The following is a 15871-nucleotide window of genomic DNA, read 5'->3' as shown; positions in this document are numbered from 1 at the left end:
TCCCGCGGTCCGCGGTGTCGGCAAGTGTACTGAAAGCGACGGCCGCGCCCGGCGGCGGCCGGGCCGCACGGCACCCGCCCCCGGCCGTGTGCCGTTCAGTCCGCCGAGGGCACCGGCACCGCGGCGGCGGGCGCCGGGCGATGCCGGATGGCGGGCAGGAACACGACGTAGTTGACCGCCCCGACGATGGCGAGCGCGCCGGTGATCAGCAGCGGCACGAGGAACGACCCGGTCGACGCGACGAGGGCGCCGGTCACCACGGGGCCGAGGAACCCGGCGACGTTGCCCGCCGAGTTCTGTATGCCCGCCAGCGAGCCGATGTGCCGTGCGGTGGGCGCGAACTCGCCGGGGAACGTGCCGAGCGAGGGCCCCCCGATCAGCAGGGCGCCGTAGCTGATGCTCAGCAGGAGCAGCGCGGTGGCCGCGTTGGGCGCCACCACGGCGGTCGCGATGAGGCTGGAGACCAGCATCCCGGCCACGATGAACCCCTTGCGGACGGCGTTCACACTGCGCCCGCCCGCGATCAGCCGGTCCTGGAGGAAGCCGCTCGCGAGCTCGCTGAGCACCGCGACGATGCCGGGGACGGCGCCGAAGACACCCAGCGTGAGCAGGCTGAAGTGGCGCGCCTCCACCAGGTAGGTGGGGAACCAGGTGATGAAGAAGTACGCGACGTAGTTGAAGCAGAAGTACCCGATGACCAGGCCCCAGGTCGCGCGCAGCCGGAAGAGGTCCAACCACCGCACCTGCGCGGCCTCCGGCGGGTCGGCGGGCGCCTGGTCCGCCGCGATGTGCTCGCGTTCCGCGCGGTTGACCCGGGGGTGGGTCTCGGGGCTGCGGTACTCGACGAGCCAGCCGAGCGCCCACACCAGCGCGAGCGCGCCGACGACGACGAACGCGGCGCGCCACCCGGCCCACGCGATGATGCCGGACATCAGCGGCAGGGTGAGCACACCGCCGACCCGGGCGCCGATGTCCCAGACGGCGGTGGCCGCGGTGCGCTCACGGCGCGGGAACCACTCGTTGGTCGCCTTGGTGCACGACGGGTACTGGGTCGACTCGCCGGCGCCGAGCAGCAGCCGCAGGCTCAGCAGCGCCCCCACCCCCTGGACGGCGGCGGTGGCGACGGTGGCCGCGCCCCAGACGAGTGCGCCGACGCCGTAGGCGAGGCGGGCGCCCAGCTTGTCGACGAGGTAGCCGATCGGGAGCAGGAACGCCGCGTAGGCCAGGAAGAACCAGCCGAGGACGAAGCCCTGTGCCACGGACGAGATGTGCAGGTCCTTGCTCATGTACGGCAGGGCCACGCTGATCGCGGAGCGGTCGATGTTGGTGATGACCACGCCGACCCCCGCCAGCACCGCGAGTCGCCACCTGATGCCGGTGCGGCGGGCCGCGGTGGCACCAACAGGGGTGTCAGGGGTGTCAGGGGTGTCAGGGTGCGTCATCGCACTCACTCTCCTCTAGTGCCCGCCCTTGGATTGGACCAGCCAATATCGCGAATTGCAGGCCAAGCTACCACTGCTTCCTGCTTCTTTGGAGATTTTGGTAGGGCCGATTTTCTTGACGGGTGGATCGACGCCGTCCTACGGTGAGGGTCGGCGGCGGTGCGCGGTGCGCGTCGCGGAGGCGAAGGAGCGACGTACTGTGCCCATCACCGACGACCAGCACGAGGGGGCGGCCCGGGCGGACACGGCGGACCGCCGCACCCTGCCCCCGCTCGACGAGCGGGTCACCGCGGCCCAGCTCTCCGACTCGCTGGACTCCCTGGAGGTGCGCGGCCAGGTGCTCGACGGCCGCATCAGACCGCTGCGCGGCGGCTCCCGGATCGTCGGGCGGGCCAGGACAATCCGCTTCGAGCCGGTGACACGCCCCGCCGCGGAGGTCTACGCGGACCCCGACCCCTACCGCCCGTTCATCGAGTTCATGGACGGGGTACGCCGCGACGAGGTCGTGGTGGTCGCGACCGGCGGCGACGAACGCACCGCTTACTGGGGTGAGTTGTTCTCGGCGGCGGCGCTCGGCCGGGGCGCCGTCGGCCTGGTCTGCGACAGCTACACCCGGGACAGGGGCCGGGTGGAGGCGCTCGGCTTCCCGGTGTTCTCGCTGGGCACCAGGCCGCTGGACTACCGCGGCAGGATGCGGATCGCGGGGGTCCAGGAGCCGGTCGTCTGCGCCGGGGTGCGGGTGTGCCCCGGCGACCTCGTGCTCGCCGAGGACGACGGCATCGTCGTCGTACCGGCCGCCGCCGAGGAGGGCGCCGTCGAGCGGGCCAACCGGCGCGCCGCGACCGAGTCGACGGTGCTGCGCGAACTGCTGTCCGGCAGGACGATCGGCGAAGTCTGGGACGACCATGGCGTCCTGTGAGCCGGCGCCCGGCCGGGCGGCCCCACCGACACCGAAGGAGCCCGTCATGCGCGCCGCCGCGTACACCGGCAACGCCACCGTGGAGACCGTAGAGCGCACCCCCGTTCCCCCGGGGCCCGGACAGGTGCAGATCGCGGTCGCCTACGTCGGCCTGTGCGGTACCGACCTGCACGTCCTGCACGGCGACATGGACGCCAGGGTGGCCACGCCCGCCGTCCTCGGCCACGAGATGTCGGGCACCGTCGCGGCGGTGGGCCCCGGCACCACCGGGGTGTCCCCCGGCGACCGGGTGACCGTCATGCCGCTCGACTGGGACGGCACCTGCCCCGCCTGCCTCGCCGGCCACCAGCACGTCTGCCAGAACCTGACCTTCATCGGCATCGACTCCCCGGGCGCCCTCCAGCAGTGGTGGAACGTGCCCGCGCGCTGCGTCGTACCGCTGCCCGCAGGTCTTACGCTCCGGCACGGCGCGCTGGTGGAGCCGGTCGCGGTCGCCGTCCACGACGTGCGCCGCGCCGACGTGCGCCACGGCGAGCGGGTGGTGGTCATCGGCGGCGGCCCCATCGGGGTCCTCGTGGCGAGCGTCGCCCGCGAGTTCGGGGCCACGGCCGCGGTCGTCGAGATCGACGGGGGCCGCCGCGAGCGCGCCGCCGCGCTCGGCTTCGAGACCGTCGACCCCGCCGCGGTCGACCAGGCCGCGTGGGTACGGGAGTGGACGGAAGGGGCGGGCGCCGACGCGGTGTTCGAGGTGTCGGGCGCCGAGGCCGCCGTGCTCGCAGCGACCTCGCTGCTGCGGGTGCGCGGCCGGCTCACGGTCGTCGCGATCCACGGGCAGCCGCGCCCGGTCGACCTGCACCGGGTGTTCTGGCGCGAGCTGACCCTCCTGGGCGCCCGGGTGTACGAGCGGCGCGATTTCGAGACCGCCGCGGAACTGCTCGCCCGCGGCGTGATCCCGGCGGACGAGCTGATCACCGCCGTCGTCCCGCTGGCGAGGACGGCGGACGCGTTCGCCCAGCTCGACGCGGGACGGGCGCTCAAGGTACTGGTGGACGTCGGCGCAGAGGAGGCCGCGGCATGAGCACACCCTTCGCACTGGACGGCAGCACCGCACTGGTCACCGGCGCGGGCCGCGGCATCGGCCGCGCCGTCGCCGAGGCGCTGGCCGCCGCGGGGGCCGACATCGTCGCCGCCTCGTCAGGGCTCGACACCGAGGGCGGCGAGGTACGGCGCCGCGTCGAGGAACACGGCAGGCGCTACGAGGCACACCGCGTCGACTTCGCCGACCGGGACGCGGTGGCGGACTTCGCACGGCGCCTCGCCGGGCGCCCCGAGCCCGTCGACATCCTCGTCAACAACGCGGGCACCATCTCCCGGGCCCCCGCGCTCGACGTCGCTCAGGACGACTGGGACCGGATTCTCCAGGTCAACCTGTCCAGCCAGTTCCTGCTGACCCAGGCGCTCGCCCGCCCGATGGTCGACCGCGGCGCCGGGCGGATCATCTTCGTCGCCTCCCTGCTGAGCTTCCAGGGCGGCATCAACGTACCGGCCTACACCGCGTCCAAGTCGGCCGTCGCGGGCCTGACCAAGGCGCTGGCCAACGAGTGGACGGCGCACGGTGTGACGGTCAACGCGATCGCGCCCGGCTACATCGCCACCGACAACACCACCGCGTTGCGCGAGGACCCGGAGCGCTCCAGGGCCATCCTCGAACGCATCCCCGCCGGGCGGTGGGGCCGCGCCGACGACATCGCGGGCGCCGCCGTCTTCCTGGCGAGCCCCGCCGCGGCCTATGTGTCGGGCGCGGTGCTCCCGGTCGACGGCGGATGGCTCGGACGGTGAGCGCGCCGTCCCGGCGCGGGCGCGACACACGCGGTAAACCACCGGCAGGAGGAGGCGACATGGGCGACCAGCACGAGCGGGCGGCGGAAACCGCAGGCGGCGGGGGCGGGGGCGCGGACACCATCACCCGCATCGAGATCCGGGTCTGCCGCGGCGACAGCGCCCCGGACGACGTACGCGCCTCCGCGGCGCTGCCCGGCGGCACCCGGCCGCCCTTCGTGGTGCTCACCCTGGAGACCGCCGACGGGGTGACGGGCACCTCGTTCGCGTTCTCCACGTTCAACCCCCGGGCCGCCGGTGAGGCGATGGTGCCGATCAAGCGGTTCTTCCTCGGCCGCGACGTCTTCGAGCGCGAGCGCGCCCAGTTCGACTTCCGCCGCTTCGACCGCAGTTGGACCCTCTCGCCGATCTACGCCTACGGGCCCTTCGACAACGCGAGCTGGGACGCCATCGGCAAGAAGACCGGCCGCTCGGTGTCCCGGCTGCTCGGGCGGGCGCGCGACACCGTCCCGGTGTACGTCAGCTCCATGTTCCTGCCGCGTGGCGTCGACGCCTACGTCGAGCAGGCGCGCGAGGCCAGGGCGGCCGGCTTCCACGGCTACAAGATCCACCCCGGTGGCCGGCTCGACGAGGACCTGGCGGTTTACGCGGCCGTCCGCGAGGAGGTCGGCCCCGACTTCGCGCTGATGGTCGACCCGGTCGGCGCCTACACCTACGACGAGGCGCTGACCGCGGGGCGGGCGCTGGAGCGGCTGGGCTACCGCTGGTTCGAGGAGCCCGTCCAGGACGTCGACTGGCTGAGCCAGCAGAAGCTGACCGCGGCCCTCGACATCCCCGTCGTCGGCACCGAGACGCTGTCCGGCGGGCACCGCGGCACTTCGCAGGCCATCGCGGGCCGCCTCGTCGACGCGGTGCGCACCGACGTGTCCTGGCGCGGTGGCATCACCGACGTCATGAAGACCGCCGCCCTCGCGGACGCCTTCGGGATGCGCTGCGAGCTGCACACCTGCGTCTACCACGCGCTCGACCTGGTGAACCTCCAGTGCGTCTCGGCCCTCACCAACTGCACCTACCTCGAACTGCTCTACCCGCTCGCGGACAACGACTTCGGGCTCGCCCACGGCATCGACATCACCGAGGGCCACGCGAGCGTCCCCGACGAGCCGGGGCTCGGCATCGCCTACGACTGGGACTTCATCGAGGACCGCACGGTCGCCGTCCTCTGAACCCCGCCGCCACGGGACCGGGCAGCCACCGCCCGCCCGGCCCCGGTGGTCCGGGTTTTTGAAGACACCCCCTAGGCAGGGGCGGCCGCCGCACGCGTCCGCGCCAGGCCGCGCCTCGCGTCCTCGATGCGCAGCGGCAGATCGCGGACCCGTGCCCCGGTGGCGTGGTGGAACGCGTTGGTGACGGCGGCCGCCGTGCCCACGATGCCGAGTTCGCCGATGCCCTTGCCGCCCACAGGATTGAGCCGGTCGTCGCGCTCCCGGAGCCAGTGCGCCTCGATCGCGGGCACGTCCGCGTTCGCCGCGTAGTGGTAGCCGGCCAGGTCGTTGTTGGCGAAGTCGCCGAAGAGCGGGTCGAGTTCGCCGATCTCCAGCAGCGCCATCGACAGGCCCATCGTCATCGCGCCGACGAGCTGTGAGCGCGCCGTCTTCGGGTTGAGGATGCGCCCCGCGGTGAACACCCCGAGCATCCGGTCCACCCGGATCTCACCGGTGTCGGTGTCCACGCGCAACTGCACGAACTGCGCGCCGTACGCGTGCCTGGCCAGCGCCTGCATCGCCCCGACGTCCTCGGTGGTGTCGGCGCTCGCCTCCACACCCTCCTCGGGCACCGCGCCCGCGTGGGCCCCGAGCTTGTCGAGGAGCGCCCGGCACGCCTTGACCACCGCCCAGCTCCACGAGGCGGTGCCCTGGGAGCCGCCGGCGAACGTCGCCAGGCCGAGCGAGGCGCGGCCGATCTCCAGACGGAGCCGCTCCAGCGGGATCCCCAGCGCGTCGGCGGCGACCTGCGCCATGGCGGTGCGCGCCCCCGTGCCGATGTCGGTGGCACCGACGCGTACGAGGAAGGTGCCGTCGGGCTCGGCCCGCGCCACCGCGGTGCTCGGTCCCACGTAGACGGGGTGGGTGGAGGAGGCCATGCCGGTGCCCACCAGCCAGCGGCCCTCGCGGCGGCTGCCGGGCTCGGGGTCGCGGTAGCGCCAGCCGAACCGCTCGGCGCCCTCGCGCAGACAGCCCACGAGGTTGCGGCTGCTGAACTCGGTGCCGGTGAACGGGTCGACGGCCGGCTCGTTGCGCACCCGCAGCTCCACCGGGTCGACACCGACCGCGCAGGCCAGCTCGTCCATCGCCGACTCCAGCGCGAACATGCCGGGGGTGTGTCCCGGGGCGCGGAAGAAGGCGGGCGTGGGGACGTCGAGCCGGGAGATCCGGGACACGGTCCTGATGTGCGGCGCCGCGTACATCATCCGCGCGTCGGCGGTGGCGTTCTCGCCGAACTCCTTCAGCCGGGAGGTGTGGTTCAGCGACTCGTGCACGACGGCGGTGAGGGTGCCGTCCGCGTGCGCGCCGAGCCGTACCCGCTGGATGGTGGGGGCCCGGTGGGTGACGAGCGCGAACATCTGCTGCCTGGTCAGCGCGATCTTCACCGGGCGTTCCAGGGTCCTGGCCGCCATGATGGCCAGTACGGCGCCCGCCCGCGGGTACGCCTTGGAGCCGAAGCCGCCGCCGACGTACTCGGTGACGATCTCGATCGCGGAGGCGTCGATGCCGAACAGCTCCGCGATGCTCGCCGCGTACCCGAACGGGCCCTGGTTGGCGTCGTACAGCGTCAGCCGGTCCTCGTCCCAGACCGCGATGGTGGCGTGCGGCTCCATCGGCATCGCGTGCTCGGCCGGTGTGGTGTACGAGGCGTCCACCACGACGTCGGCGGCGGCCAGCGCCGCGTCCGGGTCGCCGCGCTCCTGGCGGGCGTCGACGCCGCCCACCGCCTCCGGTGTGTAGGCGCTCTCGTCGTCGCGGAGCACCACGTCATGGGGCTCCTCGCGGTAGGAGACCGGCAGCACCTCGGCGGCCCGGCGGGCGGCTTCGAGCGAGGTGGCGACGACGGCCGCCACGACCTGCCCGCGGTGGGCGACGTCGGGGGACTGGAGCACCATCAGGTCCGGGTCGGCGTCGGGCCGCAACCGGGGCGCGTTGGTGTGGTCGAGCACGGCGAGCACACCGGGCAGCCCGAGTACGGCCGCCGCGTCGACCCGGGTGACCCGCCCGCGGGCGATGGACGACACCGCGGGGAAGACGTACACGACGCCCTCGACCGGGTACTCGTACGCGTACCGCGCCGCGCCCGTCACCTTGTCGTAGCCGTCGAGGCGGGTGACGGGGGTGCCCAGCGACTCGGTCAGGGTGCCCGTTTCCATCAGCGGTCCTTCCTTGCGGCCCGGCCGGTCAGGTCGAGCACGACGGCGCGGAGCAGGTCGGCGGCCAGGCCGACCTTGAAGGCGTTGTCGGGCCCGGTGCGCGCGGCGGCGAACTCGGCCGCCGCGGCGGCGCCGAGTTCCCCGGCCCCGGGCCGCCGCCCGCGCAGCGCGGCCTCCGCGGCCCTGGCGCGCCAGGGCCTGGTGCCGACGCCGCCGAAGGCGATCCTGATGTCCGCGAGGGTGCCGTCGTCCGCGAGGTCCACCACGGCGGCCACGCTCACCAGCGCGAACGCGTACGACCACCGGTCGCGCACCTTGCGGTAGCGCATCGCGGCGCCGGTCGGCGGCGCGGGCAGCTCCACGGCCGTGATCAGCTCGCCGCGCTCCAGCACGGTCTCCCGGTGCGGGGTGTCGCCGGGCGGCAGGTACAGCTCCTCGACCGGCACGGTGCGTGCGGCGCCGTCGGGCCGCCGCAGATGGGCGACGGCGTCCAGCGCGACCAGCGCGACGGCCATGTCGGAGGGGTGGGCGGCGATGCAGTGCTCCGAGGTGCCGAGCACCGCCATGTCGCGGTGCACACCGCCGCGTGCCGGGCAGCCGGTGCCCGGCTCGCGCTTGTTGCAGGGCTTGGTGGTGTCCTGGAAGTAGCCGCAGCGGGTGCGCTGGAGGAGGTTGCCGCCGAGGGTGGCCTGCGAGCGCAGTTGCCCCGAGGCGCCCGAGAGCAGCGCCTGCGCGAGCACCGGGAAACGGGCCCGCACGCCCTCGTCGCCCGCGAGCGCGCCGTTGCGCACGGTGGCGCCGACGAGGGCGGAGCCGTCCGGCCTGTGCTCCACGGTGTCCAGCGGGAGCCGGGAGACGTCGACCAGCAGGCCGGGCTGCGCCACCCCGAGCTTCATCAGGTCGACGAGGTTGGTGCCGCCGCCGAGGAACGTGGCGTCGGGCCGCTCGGCGACCAGCGCCTGCGCCTCTGCCGTCCCCGGGGCGCGTACGTAGGCGAACTCCTTCACCTGGCTTCTCCGTTCGCGGGCGCGGGCGCGGCGGCCGCTTCGAGTACCGCCTCGACGATGCCGCCGTACGCCCCGCAGCGGCAGAGGTTGCCGCTCATCCGCTCGCGCACCTCCGCGGCGTCGAGCGCGCCCGCCCCTGCCACACCGGCCGCGGTGTCCTCGGTGACCACGCTCGGCCAGCCGCGCTCCGCCTCGCCGAGCGCGCCGACCGCGGAACAGATCTGGCCGGGCGTGCAGTAGCCGCACTGGAGGCCGTCGTATTCGAGGAACGCCTCCTGGAGCGGGTGCAGTCGGCCGCCGCTTTCGGCCGCCTCCGGGAGGTCGGCCACGCCCTCGACGGAGACGATGTCGCGGTCGTCGACGGCGACCGCCAGCAGCAGACAGCTGTTGGCGCGCTCCCCGTCGACCAGCACCGTGCAGGCGCCGCACTGGCCGTGGTCGCAGCCCTTCTTGGCGCCCGTCAGACCGAGTCGCTCGCGCAGCGCGTCCAGCAGGGTCGTGCGGTTGTCCACCGTCAACTCATGGCGTTTGCCGTTGACATGGAGTACGACGTCACTGATCGACGCGGCAGAGGAGAGAGTCATATCATCTGAATGTACCAAGCAGTTACCCGCGGTGAGAGCCCTCGTGGCGCGCCGTGCGCGCGGGGCGGCAGCGGTGTGGGCGACAAGGGAACGGCGGTCGGGCATGCGTGGCGTGGTGCTGGAGGAGAAGGAGCGCTGGTGGCGGGCCGGTACGCCGTTCGCCTGCGCGACCGTGGTGGACACCTGGCGCTCGTCGCCGCAGCCGCCGGGCGCCCAGATGCTCGTCGGCCCCGACGGCACGGTCGTCGGCAGCCTGTCGGGCGGGTGCGTCGAGGGCGCGGTCTACGAACTGTGCCGGCAGGTACTGGCCGACGGACGGCCGGTGCTCGAACGGTACGGGGTCAGTGACGAGGACGCGTTCGCGGTCGGCCTGACCTGCGGCGGTGTCATCGACGTCCAGGTGGAGCGGGTCGATACGGCCTCCTTCCCCGGCTTCGGGGCGCTGGCCGCCTCCGTGCGCGCGGGGGAGCCCGTCGCCGTCGTCACCTGTGTCTCCGCCGCCGCGCCCGAGAAGGAAGCGCCCGCCGCGTCGCGCGGGGACCGGGACCCGGAGGGCAGGGTGGGCCGCCGCCTCGTGGTGCGCGAGGAGCGGGCCGACGGCTCGCTCGGCACCCCGCTGCTCGACCGCGCCGCGGCCGAGGCGGCCCGCGGCATGCTCGCCGAGGGCCGCACCGGCATGCTGCGCCGGGGCTACGACGGCAGCACCCGCGGCGACGACCTCGGGCTCTTCGTCGCCTCGTACGCCGCACAGCCCCGGATGATCGTCTTCGGGGCGGTCGACTTCGCCGCCGCGACCGCGCGCCAGGGCGCCTTCCTCGGCTACCGCGTCACCGTCTGCGACGCCCGCCCGGTCTTCGCCACCCGGCGCCGCTTCCCCGACGCCGCCGAGGTGGTCACCGACTGGCCGCACCGCTATCTGCGGGCCGAGGCGGAGGCGGGCCGCCTCGACCCCAGGACCGTGGTGTGCGTCCTCACCCACGACCCCAAGTTCGACGTGCCGCTGCTCGAAGTCGCCCTGCGGCTGCCGCTGGCGTACGTCGGCGCCATGGGCTCCCGCCGCACCCATGACGACCGGCTCGCCCGGCTGCGCGAAGCCGGTCTGAGCGAGGCGGAGTTGGGCCGGATGTCGTCGCCGATCGGCCTCGATCTGGGGGCCAGGACCCCGGAGGAGACGGCCGTCTCCATCGCCGCGGAGATCGTCTCCGCGCGCTGGGGCGGCAGCGGGGAGCGCCTGACCGGGCTCAGCGGCAGCATCCACACCGCCGTCTGAGCCCCGGCCGCTTCTCCCGAACACCGTGTCGGCCGCTGCCGCCGATCACCCGACCGCGAACGAGGTGTCCACCCGTGCGAACTCTGCCGACGACCGACAACGACGAGGAGTACCCGCCCATCCTCCTCGTCCGCACCGACTACCGGGACGAGGACGGGTGGCTGCGGGTGCGGGCCGACCTGGACCGGCCCTGGATCGCGGGCCCCCACGACGACGGCCTCAAGGAGGAGGTGCTCGCCGTCGACGACCCGCGGTGGGCGGACGCCGCCCACGCCGACGTGCTCGCCGCACTCGCCGCGGCCGGGGGCGGCGACGACCCGTCCGCGGCGGGCTGGGACGTGGTCTTCCTTGCCGACGCCGCGAGCATGACGGGCCCGGAGGCGACCCTGCTCGCGGTGAGCACCGACCCGGAGGAGACGGAGGGGCCCTTCCGCGTCCACGCCCTCCAGACCCCGCACAAGATGCACTGCAACCTCTTCCAGGGCAACCTGGACTACGACGAGTTCGCGGGCGAACTCCCCGACTGACCCACCGGCCCCGAACTCCCCACCGCCTTCGCTGTCCTGATGCGCCGTCAGCCGCGCAGACAGTCCTGCGCGGCCGTGCGGAACGCGGCGACAAGACGGCCCCGGTCGGCCGTCCGGGTCGCCAGCACGACGTGTCCGGGTTCGACACCGACGAGGGGGACGGTGGTGAGGTCGGGGCGGGTGCCGCCGGTATAGAGGGCGGCGGGGACGATCGCCACCGCCTGCCCGGCGGCGATGCACTCAAGCTTGTCCTCGATGGTGTCGACCGGAGGCCCGCCGGGCGCGGGGCCGCCCCCGGGGCGGGGGTCGATGCGCCAGTAGGCGTCGAAGTCCGGGTCGGGGAAGCGGGGGATCGGCTCGTCCGCGATGTCGTCGAGGGTGACCGACTCCTCCCCGGCGAGCCGGTGCCCCACAGGCACCAGCAGCAGCCGCGGCTCGTCGTGGAGCACCGTCACCCGCAACTCGTCGGTCTCCAGCGGGAGTCGGGTGACCGCCGCGTCCACCCGCCGGTCCAGGAGCGCCCGGCGCGGCTCGTGCCACTCCAGGTGCAGGGTGCGTACGTCCGCATCGGGATGCCGCTGCCGCAGCCGCAGGACCGCGGGGGTCACGACAAGACCCGCGGTGTACCCCACGGTGATACGGGTGGGGCGCCCGGCGGCCCGTGCGGTGGCCGCGGCCTGCTCGGAGGAGCGCAGCAGCGCCCGCGCCCCGGGCAGGAACGCCTCGCCCGCCTCGGTGAGCCGGGTGCCCTGCCGGGTGCGGTCGAGCAGCCGCGCCCCCACCTGGCTCTCAAGACGGCTGATCTGTCGGCTCAACGACGGCTGTGCGACGTGCAGTTCGGCCGCGGCGCGGCCGAAGTGCAGATGGGACGCGACGGTGGTGAAGTAGCGCACGAGACGCAGATCCAGATCCGTCATGCCCGAAGCGTAATGCCGAAACGGTATGACGTCATGCGGAACAGGTCTTTGATCACGGAGGGTGCGCGTCCCTAGCGTGAGCGCCATGACCACGGAAAACGAGAAGGCGGTACGCCGCTTCTACGAGGCGCTCGCCACGGGTGACACCACGCTCGTCGACACGGCGCTCGCCCCCGGCTGGGAGGCCGTCCCCGCCCTGCGGGCCGCACCGGGCCCGGACGGCTGGAAGCAGAGCGTCGACCATCTGCGCGGGGTGTTCTCCGGCCTCGCCCTCACCATCGAGCACCTGGTCGAGGCGGGCGACACGATAGCGGTGCGCTCGGTCGGGCACGGTGTGCACACGGGGGAGCTGCTCGGCGTCCCGGGCACCGGACGCGAGGTCGAGCTGCGGGCGTCGGACTTCCACCAGGTGGCCGACGGCCGGATCGTACGGAGCTGGCACCTGGAGGACTACTTCGGCATCGCCGCCCAGATCGGACTGGAGTTCACCCGTGGCGCTTGACGGGAGGACCGCGGTGGTGACCGGGGCCGCGCGCGGCATCGGGTACGCGTACTGCCGGCGGCTCGCCGCGGAGGGCGCGAACGTCGTCGCCGTCGACGTCGACGACCCGGCCGACGGTGTGCGGGAGCTGCCGGGCGGCGGCGAGAAGCTGGGGGTGGTGTGCGACGTCGGCGAGCCGTCGCAGGTGGACGCGGCGGTCGCCGCGGTGCTCGACCGCTTCGGGCGCTGCGACATCCTCGTCAACAACGCCGCCGTCTTCCCTTTCACCGACCTCGACGGGGTGACGATCGAGCTGTGGCGCACGGTGCAGGCCGTCAACGTCGAGTCGATCCTGCTCTTCTCCCGGGGGTTCGCGCCGGGGATGCGGGCCGCCGGGTGGGGGCGGGTCGTCAACACGGGCTCGGGCATCACCCTCACCCAGAACCGGGACCTCGTCTATATGACGAGCAAGGGCACCGTGCACGCGCTGACCAGGGCGCTCGCCAACGAACTCGGCGAGAGCGGCATCACGGTCAACGCGATCGCGCCGGGCCTCGTGCCCACCGAGGGCTTCCTCGGCCGCACCAGGACCGGCGGCCCCTCGGCGGAGGAGGTCTTCGCCCGGGTGAAGGACCTGCAAACCGTCAAACGTCCGTCGGTCCCCGCCGACCCCGCGGGCGCCCTCGCCTTCCTGGTCTCGGAGGACGCCGACTTCCTCACCGGCCAGATCCTCCACATCGACGGCGGCGTGACCCGCACGGGAGCCTGACCGCACGCCGCCGCGCCCACCCGGAGCGCCCGCCCACCCGCAGCGGACGTACGCACCCGGCGCGGCGGCCCGCCCCGCCGCCTACACTGGCCGCCATGGCATGCCGCATCAGTGAGCTGGTCATCGACGCCGCCGACCCCGAGCGGCTCGCCGTGTTCTGGAGCCAGGTGCTCGGCTATGTCGAACTCGGCCGCGAGGACGACGGAAGCATCGAGATCGGTCCTTCCGACGCCGGGTTCGGCGGCCTCCAGCCCACCCTCATCCTCAGCCGGGGTGGCGCCCCCGGGGCGGCGAAGCTGCCGCTGCACATCGACGTCAGCCCCACCGACCGCGACCAGGAGGCCGAGTTGGAGCGGCTGCTCGCGCTCGGCGCCCGGCCCGCCGACGTCGGCCAGAGCGGCGCGGAGAGCTGGCACGTCCTGGCCGACCCCGAGGGCAACGAGTTCTGCCTGCTGCGCACCCGGCTCCGGCCCCTCTGACCCACCCTCCCGGGCGGCCCCACCACCCGTTCCGCCCGCCGCCCGCGGGCCCCGGTCACATGCCGCCGAACCCGGAACTCGCCAGCCCCTCGATGAAGCGGCGCTGCAACGCGAGGAAGAGCACCATCGTCACCGCGAACAGGAACTCGTGGTACGCGGACAGGCCCGTCGTCGGCGCCACCGTCAGTAGTCGTTGCCCATGGCCGCGCGCACCTCGGCGAGGGTGGCGTCCGCGACGGCCGCGGCGCGGGCGTTGCCGTCCCGCAGGATGCGGCGGAGCTGGCCGCGGTCGCGCGCGTACTGCGCCCTGCGGGCGCGCAGCGGGGCCAGGTGCTCGTTGACCGCCTCGGTGACCGTGCGCTTCAGCGCGGCGGCTCCCCCGCCGCCGATGCCGGAGGCGATCTCCTCGGGGGTGCCGCCCCGGCAGAGGGAGGCGAGCAGCAGGAGCGAGGAGACCTCGGGGCGGGTGGCGGGGTCGTAGGTGATGTGGCGCTCGGCGTCGGTCCTTGCGCCTCTGATCAGCCGGGCCGTCTCGTCCGCGTCGGCGGCGAGCGCGATGGCGTTGCCGCGGCTCTTGCCCATCTTGGCGCCGTCGGTGCCGAGCAGCAGCGGCGCGCTCGACAGCAGGGCCTCGGGTCTCGGGAGGACCGCGGTGCCCGCGCCGTAGCGGTCGTTGAAGCGGCGCGCGACGGTACGGGTGACTTCCAGGTGCGGGAGCTGGTCGCGGCCGACGGGGACCAGGTTGGCCTTGCAGAAGAGGATGTCGGCCGCCTGGTGCGCGGGGTAGGTGAACATCAGGCCGCTCACCGACGACTGCCGGGAGTGCGCGATCTCGTCCTTCACCGTGGGGTTGCGCTCCAGCTCGGCGACGGAGACGAGGCCGAGGAACGGCAGCAGCAGTTGGTTGAGGGCGGGCACGGCGCTGTGCGTGAAGATCGTGCTGCGCGCCGGGTCGATGCCGGTGGCGAGGTAGTCGAGCATCAACTCCTCGACGTGCCCCGCCGGGTCGTCCGCGACATCGCGGTCGGTGAGGACCTGGTAGTCCGCGATGACGACGAACGTCTCGACGCCGAGGTCCTGGAGGCGGACCCGGTTGTGCAGGGTGCCGAAGTAGTGGCCGAGGTGGAGCCGGCCCGTGGGGCGGTCCCCGGTCAGCACCCGGAAGCGGCCGGGGTCGGCGCGGATCAGTTCTTCAAGGACCGCGCTGCGGGCGCGCGCTGCGGGTACCCCCAGCGCGTCGGCGGTGGGGCCGGGGGCCGGGGCGGCCGTGGCGGTGGGGTGCGGGGCGGTGTCCATGGGTTCTCCTGACGGGGGTGGTGTCGACGCCGCCGTCGGGACGCCTCGCCCCCGCCAGGGAACGCGAGAGGGCCGTCCGTCCGAACGGCCCTGGGGTCATGCGTGAGAGGCGGCCGCTCCTACGAGGAGCGCCACCAGCCCAGACACGACGAGAGAGGCATGACCCCATGGTAGCCCCGGGCCAGGGCCGCCCGCGCGGCAGTTGTGTGTGGGCGCGTTCAGCCGGCGGTGCCGCCGTCCGGCGCCCCGGTGGGAGGTGTGCCCGCGGGGGCGGTGCGCAGGCGGAGCGCGCGGTCGAGTTCGCCCGCGGCGTCCGCCATGCACTCCTTGAACGACGTGGTGGTGTGCGGCTCCGTCCACCGGTCGAAGCCCTGCTCGTACACGGTCAGGGCGAGCCGCACCAGGTACGCCGCCTGCGGCTCGGGCACACCGCGCTTGGCGAGCAGCGCCCTGAGCAGGTCGTCGAGCCGCGCCACCTTGAGGACCTCGCGCTCGCGCAGCTCGGGGTTGGCGGCGATCACGTTCTGCCGCTTGCGGGCGAGGCCGCGGTCCTCGGGGAAGAGCCGCCCGGAGCGGGCGAGCGCGGTGAGCAGCGCGTCCCACGGCGGCAGGTCCGCGGGGGCGCTCTCCAACTCCTCCTGGAAGTGCGCCGCGAGCCGGTCGGCGCCGCCGAAGAGCGCCTCGCGCTTGTCGCGGAAGTAGCGGAAGAACGAGCGCTTCATCAGCCCGGCGCGCTCCGCGATGTCCGCGACGGTGGTGCCGTCGTAGCCGCGCTCGGCGAACAGGTCGAGAGCCGCTTCCTCCAGGCGCAGTTGCGCGTTCGGCTCCCATCGTGGCATTGCTCAAGCCTACCCGATGACACGTGGTGTTATGGTTGCGATGACACATGGTGTTGTCACTGAGAAGCGGTCATGAGGGAG

The 15871-nt window shown here is 73.8% G+C and carries 17 protein-coding genes; 9 read left to right on the top strand and 8 right to left on the bottom strand.

Features of this window, described 5'->3' with window-relative positions:
• Positions 1-95: 95 nt before the first annotated feature.
• A complete protein-coding gene (locus tag ACIBIW_RS11595) occupies positions 96-1442 on the bottom strand; it encodes an MFS transporter (RefSeq protein WP_399334597.1) in 1347 nt (448 codons plus the stop codon).
• A gap of 199 nt (positions 1443-1641) precedes the next feature.
• Here ACIBIW_RS11595 and ACIBIW_RS11590 point away from each other — a divergent pair, with 199 nt between their 5' ends.
• From ACIBIW_RS11590 to ACIBIW_RS11575, 4 genes are read left to right on the top strand one after another with little or no spacing between them, the layout of a single operon-like run.
• On the top strand, positions 1642-2361 hold the full coding sequence (locus ACIBIW_RS11590; RefSeq protein WP_399334595.1) for an RraA family protein: 720 nt from the start codon (positions 1642-1644) through the stop codon (positions 2359-2361).
• Positions 2362-2407: 46 nt separating this feature from the next.
• Positions 2408-3439, top strand: coding sequence for a zinc-binding dehydrogenase (locus tag ACIBIW_RS11585; RefSeq protein ID WP_399334593.1), 1032 nt, complete (start codon positions 2408-2410; stop codon positions 3437-3439).
• Positions 3436-4200 (top strand): SDR family oxidoreductase, encoded by a 765-nt coding sequence (locus ACIBIW_RS11580; protein WP_399334591.1) that lies wholly within the window; start codon positions 3436-3438, stop codon positions 4198-4200. The genes ACIBIW_RS11585 and ACIBIW_RS11580 overlap by 4 nt, the downstream gene beginning before the upstream one ends.
• A 59-nt stretch (positions 4201-4259) precedes the next feature.
• A complete protein-coding gene (locus tag ACIBIW_RS11575) occupies positions 4260-5426 on the top strand; it encodes an enolase C-terminal domain-like protein (RefSeq protein WP_399334589.1) in 1167 nt (388 codons plus the stop codon).
• Positions 5427-5497: 71 nt separating this feature from the next.
• Here the strand turns inward: ACIBIW_RS11575 and ACIBIW_RS11570 are convergent, their stop codons facing one another.
• Genes ACIBIW_RS11570 through ACIBIW_RS11560 form a run of 3 tightly spaced genes read right to left on the bottom strand, consistent with a single transcriptional unit; the run spans position 5498 to position 9212 of the window.
• Complete coding sequence (locus ACIBIW_RS11570; RefSeq protein ID WP_399334587.1) at positions 5498-7621, bottom strand: xanthine dehydrogenase family protein molybdopterin-binding subunit; 2124 nt, start codon at positions 7619-7621, stop codon at positions 5498-5500.
• Positions 7621-8628 (bottom strand): FAD binding domain-containing protein, encoded by a 1008-nt coding sequence (locus tag ACIBIW_RS11565; protein WP_399334586.1) that lies wholly within the window; start codon positions 8626-8628, stop codon positions 7621-7623. Before ACIBIW_RS11565 ends, ACIBIW_RS11570 begins: the two co-directional genes overlap by 1 nt.
• A complete protein-coding gene (locus tag ACIBIW_RS11560; RefSeq protein WP_399334584.1) occupies positions 8625-9212 on the bottom strand; it encodes a 2Fe-2S iron-sulfur cluster-binding protein in 588 nt (195 codons plus the stop codon). Before ACIBIW_RS11560 ends, ACIBIW_RS11565 begins: the two co-directional genes overlap by 4 nt.
• Before the next feature lie 103 nt (positions 9213-9315).
• Between ACIBIW_RS11560 and ACIBIW_RS11555 the strand changes: the two genes are divergently transcribed.
• Together ACIBIW_RS11555 and ACIBIW_RS11550 are read left to right on the top strand one after the other, a co-directional pair.
• Positions 9316-10482 (top strand): XdhC family protein, encoded by a 1167-nt coding sequence (locus ACIBIW_RS11555; RefSeq protein ID WP_399334582.1) that lies wholly within the window; start codon positions 9316-9318, stop codon positions 10480-10482.
• Positions 10483-10556: 74 nt separating this feature from the next.
• Positions 10557-11009, top strand: a complete 453-nt coding sequence (locus tag ACIBIW_RS11550; RefSeq protein WP_399334580.1) for a DUF6924 domain-containing protein — start codon at positions 10557-10559, stop codon at positions 11007-11009.
• 47 nt (positions 11010-11056) lie between these two features.
• Here ACIBIW_RS11550 and ACIBIW_RS11545 read toward each other — a convergent pair whose 3' ends face one another.
• Positions 11057-11926 carry a LysR family transcriptional regulator gene (locus ACIBIW_RS11545; RefSeq protein ID WP_399334578.1) on the bottom strand — a complete coding sequence of 290 codons (870 nt, stop codon included), beginning with the start codon at positions 11924-11926 and terminating at the stop codon, positions 11057-11059.
• Positions 11927-12011: 85 nt separating this feature from the next.
• On the opposite strand from ACIBIW_RS11545, the gene ACIBIW_RS11540 reads away from it, so the two are divergent.
• From ACIBIW_RS11540 to ACIBIW_RS11530, 3 genes are all read left to right on the top strand, one after another.
• Positions 12012-12428, top strand: a complete 417-nt coding sequence (locus ACIBIW_RS11540) for an ester cyclase (RefSeq protein WP_399334576.1) — start codon at positions 12012-12014, stop codon at positions 12426-12428.
• The gene (locus ACIBIW_RS11535) at positions 12418-13176 is read left to right on the top strand and encodes an SDR family NAD(P)-dependent oxidoreductase (protein ID WP_399334574.1); all 759 of its coding nucleotides are present in this window, start codon (positions 12418-12420) and stop codon (positions 13174-13176) included. The genes ACIBIW_RS11540 and ACIBIW_RS11535 overlap by 11 nt, the downstream gene beginning before the upstream one ends.
• A gap of 95 nt (positions 13177-13271) precedes the next feature.
• Entirely contained in the window at positions 13272-13655 is a 384-nt protein-coding gene (locus tag ACIBIW_RS11530; RefSeq protein WP_399334571.1) for a VOC family protein, read from the top strand.
• A 55-nt stretch (positions 13656-13710) separates the two neighbouring features.
• On the opposite strand, the gene ACIBIW_RS11525 is transcribed toward ACIBIW_RS11530, so the two are convergent.
• The 3 genes from ACIBIW_RS11525 to ACIBIW_RS11515 all read right to left on the bottom strand — a co-directional run bounded on the left by ACIBIW_RS11525 (position 13711) and on the right by ACIBIW_RS11515 (position 15790).
• Positions 13711-13836, bottom strand: a complete 126-nt coding sequence (locus ACIBIW_RS11525; RefSeq protein ID WP_399334569.1) for a hypothetical protein — start codon at positions 13834-13836, stop codon at positions 13711-13713.
• A gap of 2 nt (positions 13837-13838) precedes the next feature.
• Positions 13839-14951, bottom strand: a complete 1113-nt coding sequence (trpS, locus tag ACIBIW_RS11520; protein WP_399334567.1) for a tryptophan--tRNA ligase — start codon at positions 14949-14951, stop codon at positions 13839-13841.
• A gap of 218 nt (positions 14952-15169) precedes the next feature.
• Positions 15170-15790, bottom strand: coding sequence for a TetR/AcrR family transcriptional regulator (locus ACIBIW_RS11515; RefSeq protein ID WP_399334565.1), 621 nt, complete (start codon positions 15788-15790; stop codon positions 15170-15172).
• Positions 15791-15871: the final 81 nt, after the last annotated feature.

Source organism: Streptomyces sp. NPDC050560, assembly GCF_044457285.1.
In the GTDB taxonomy this organism is placed as follows: domain Bacteria; phylum Actinomycetota; class Actinomycetes; order Streptomycetales; family Streptomycetaceae; genus Streptomyces.
Note: the sequence above shows the minus strand (reverse complement) of the source record. Positions and strands in the feature narration are given on the sequence as shown.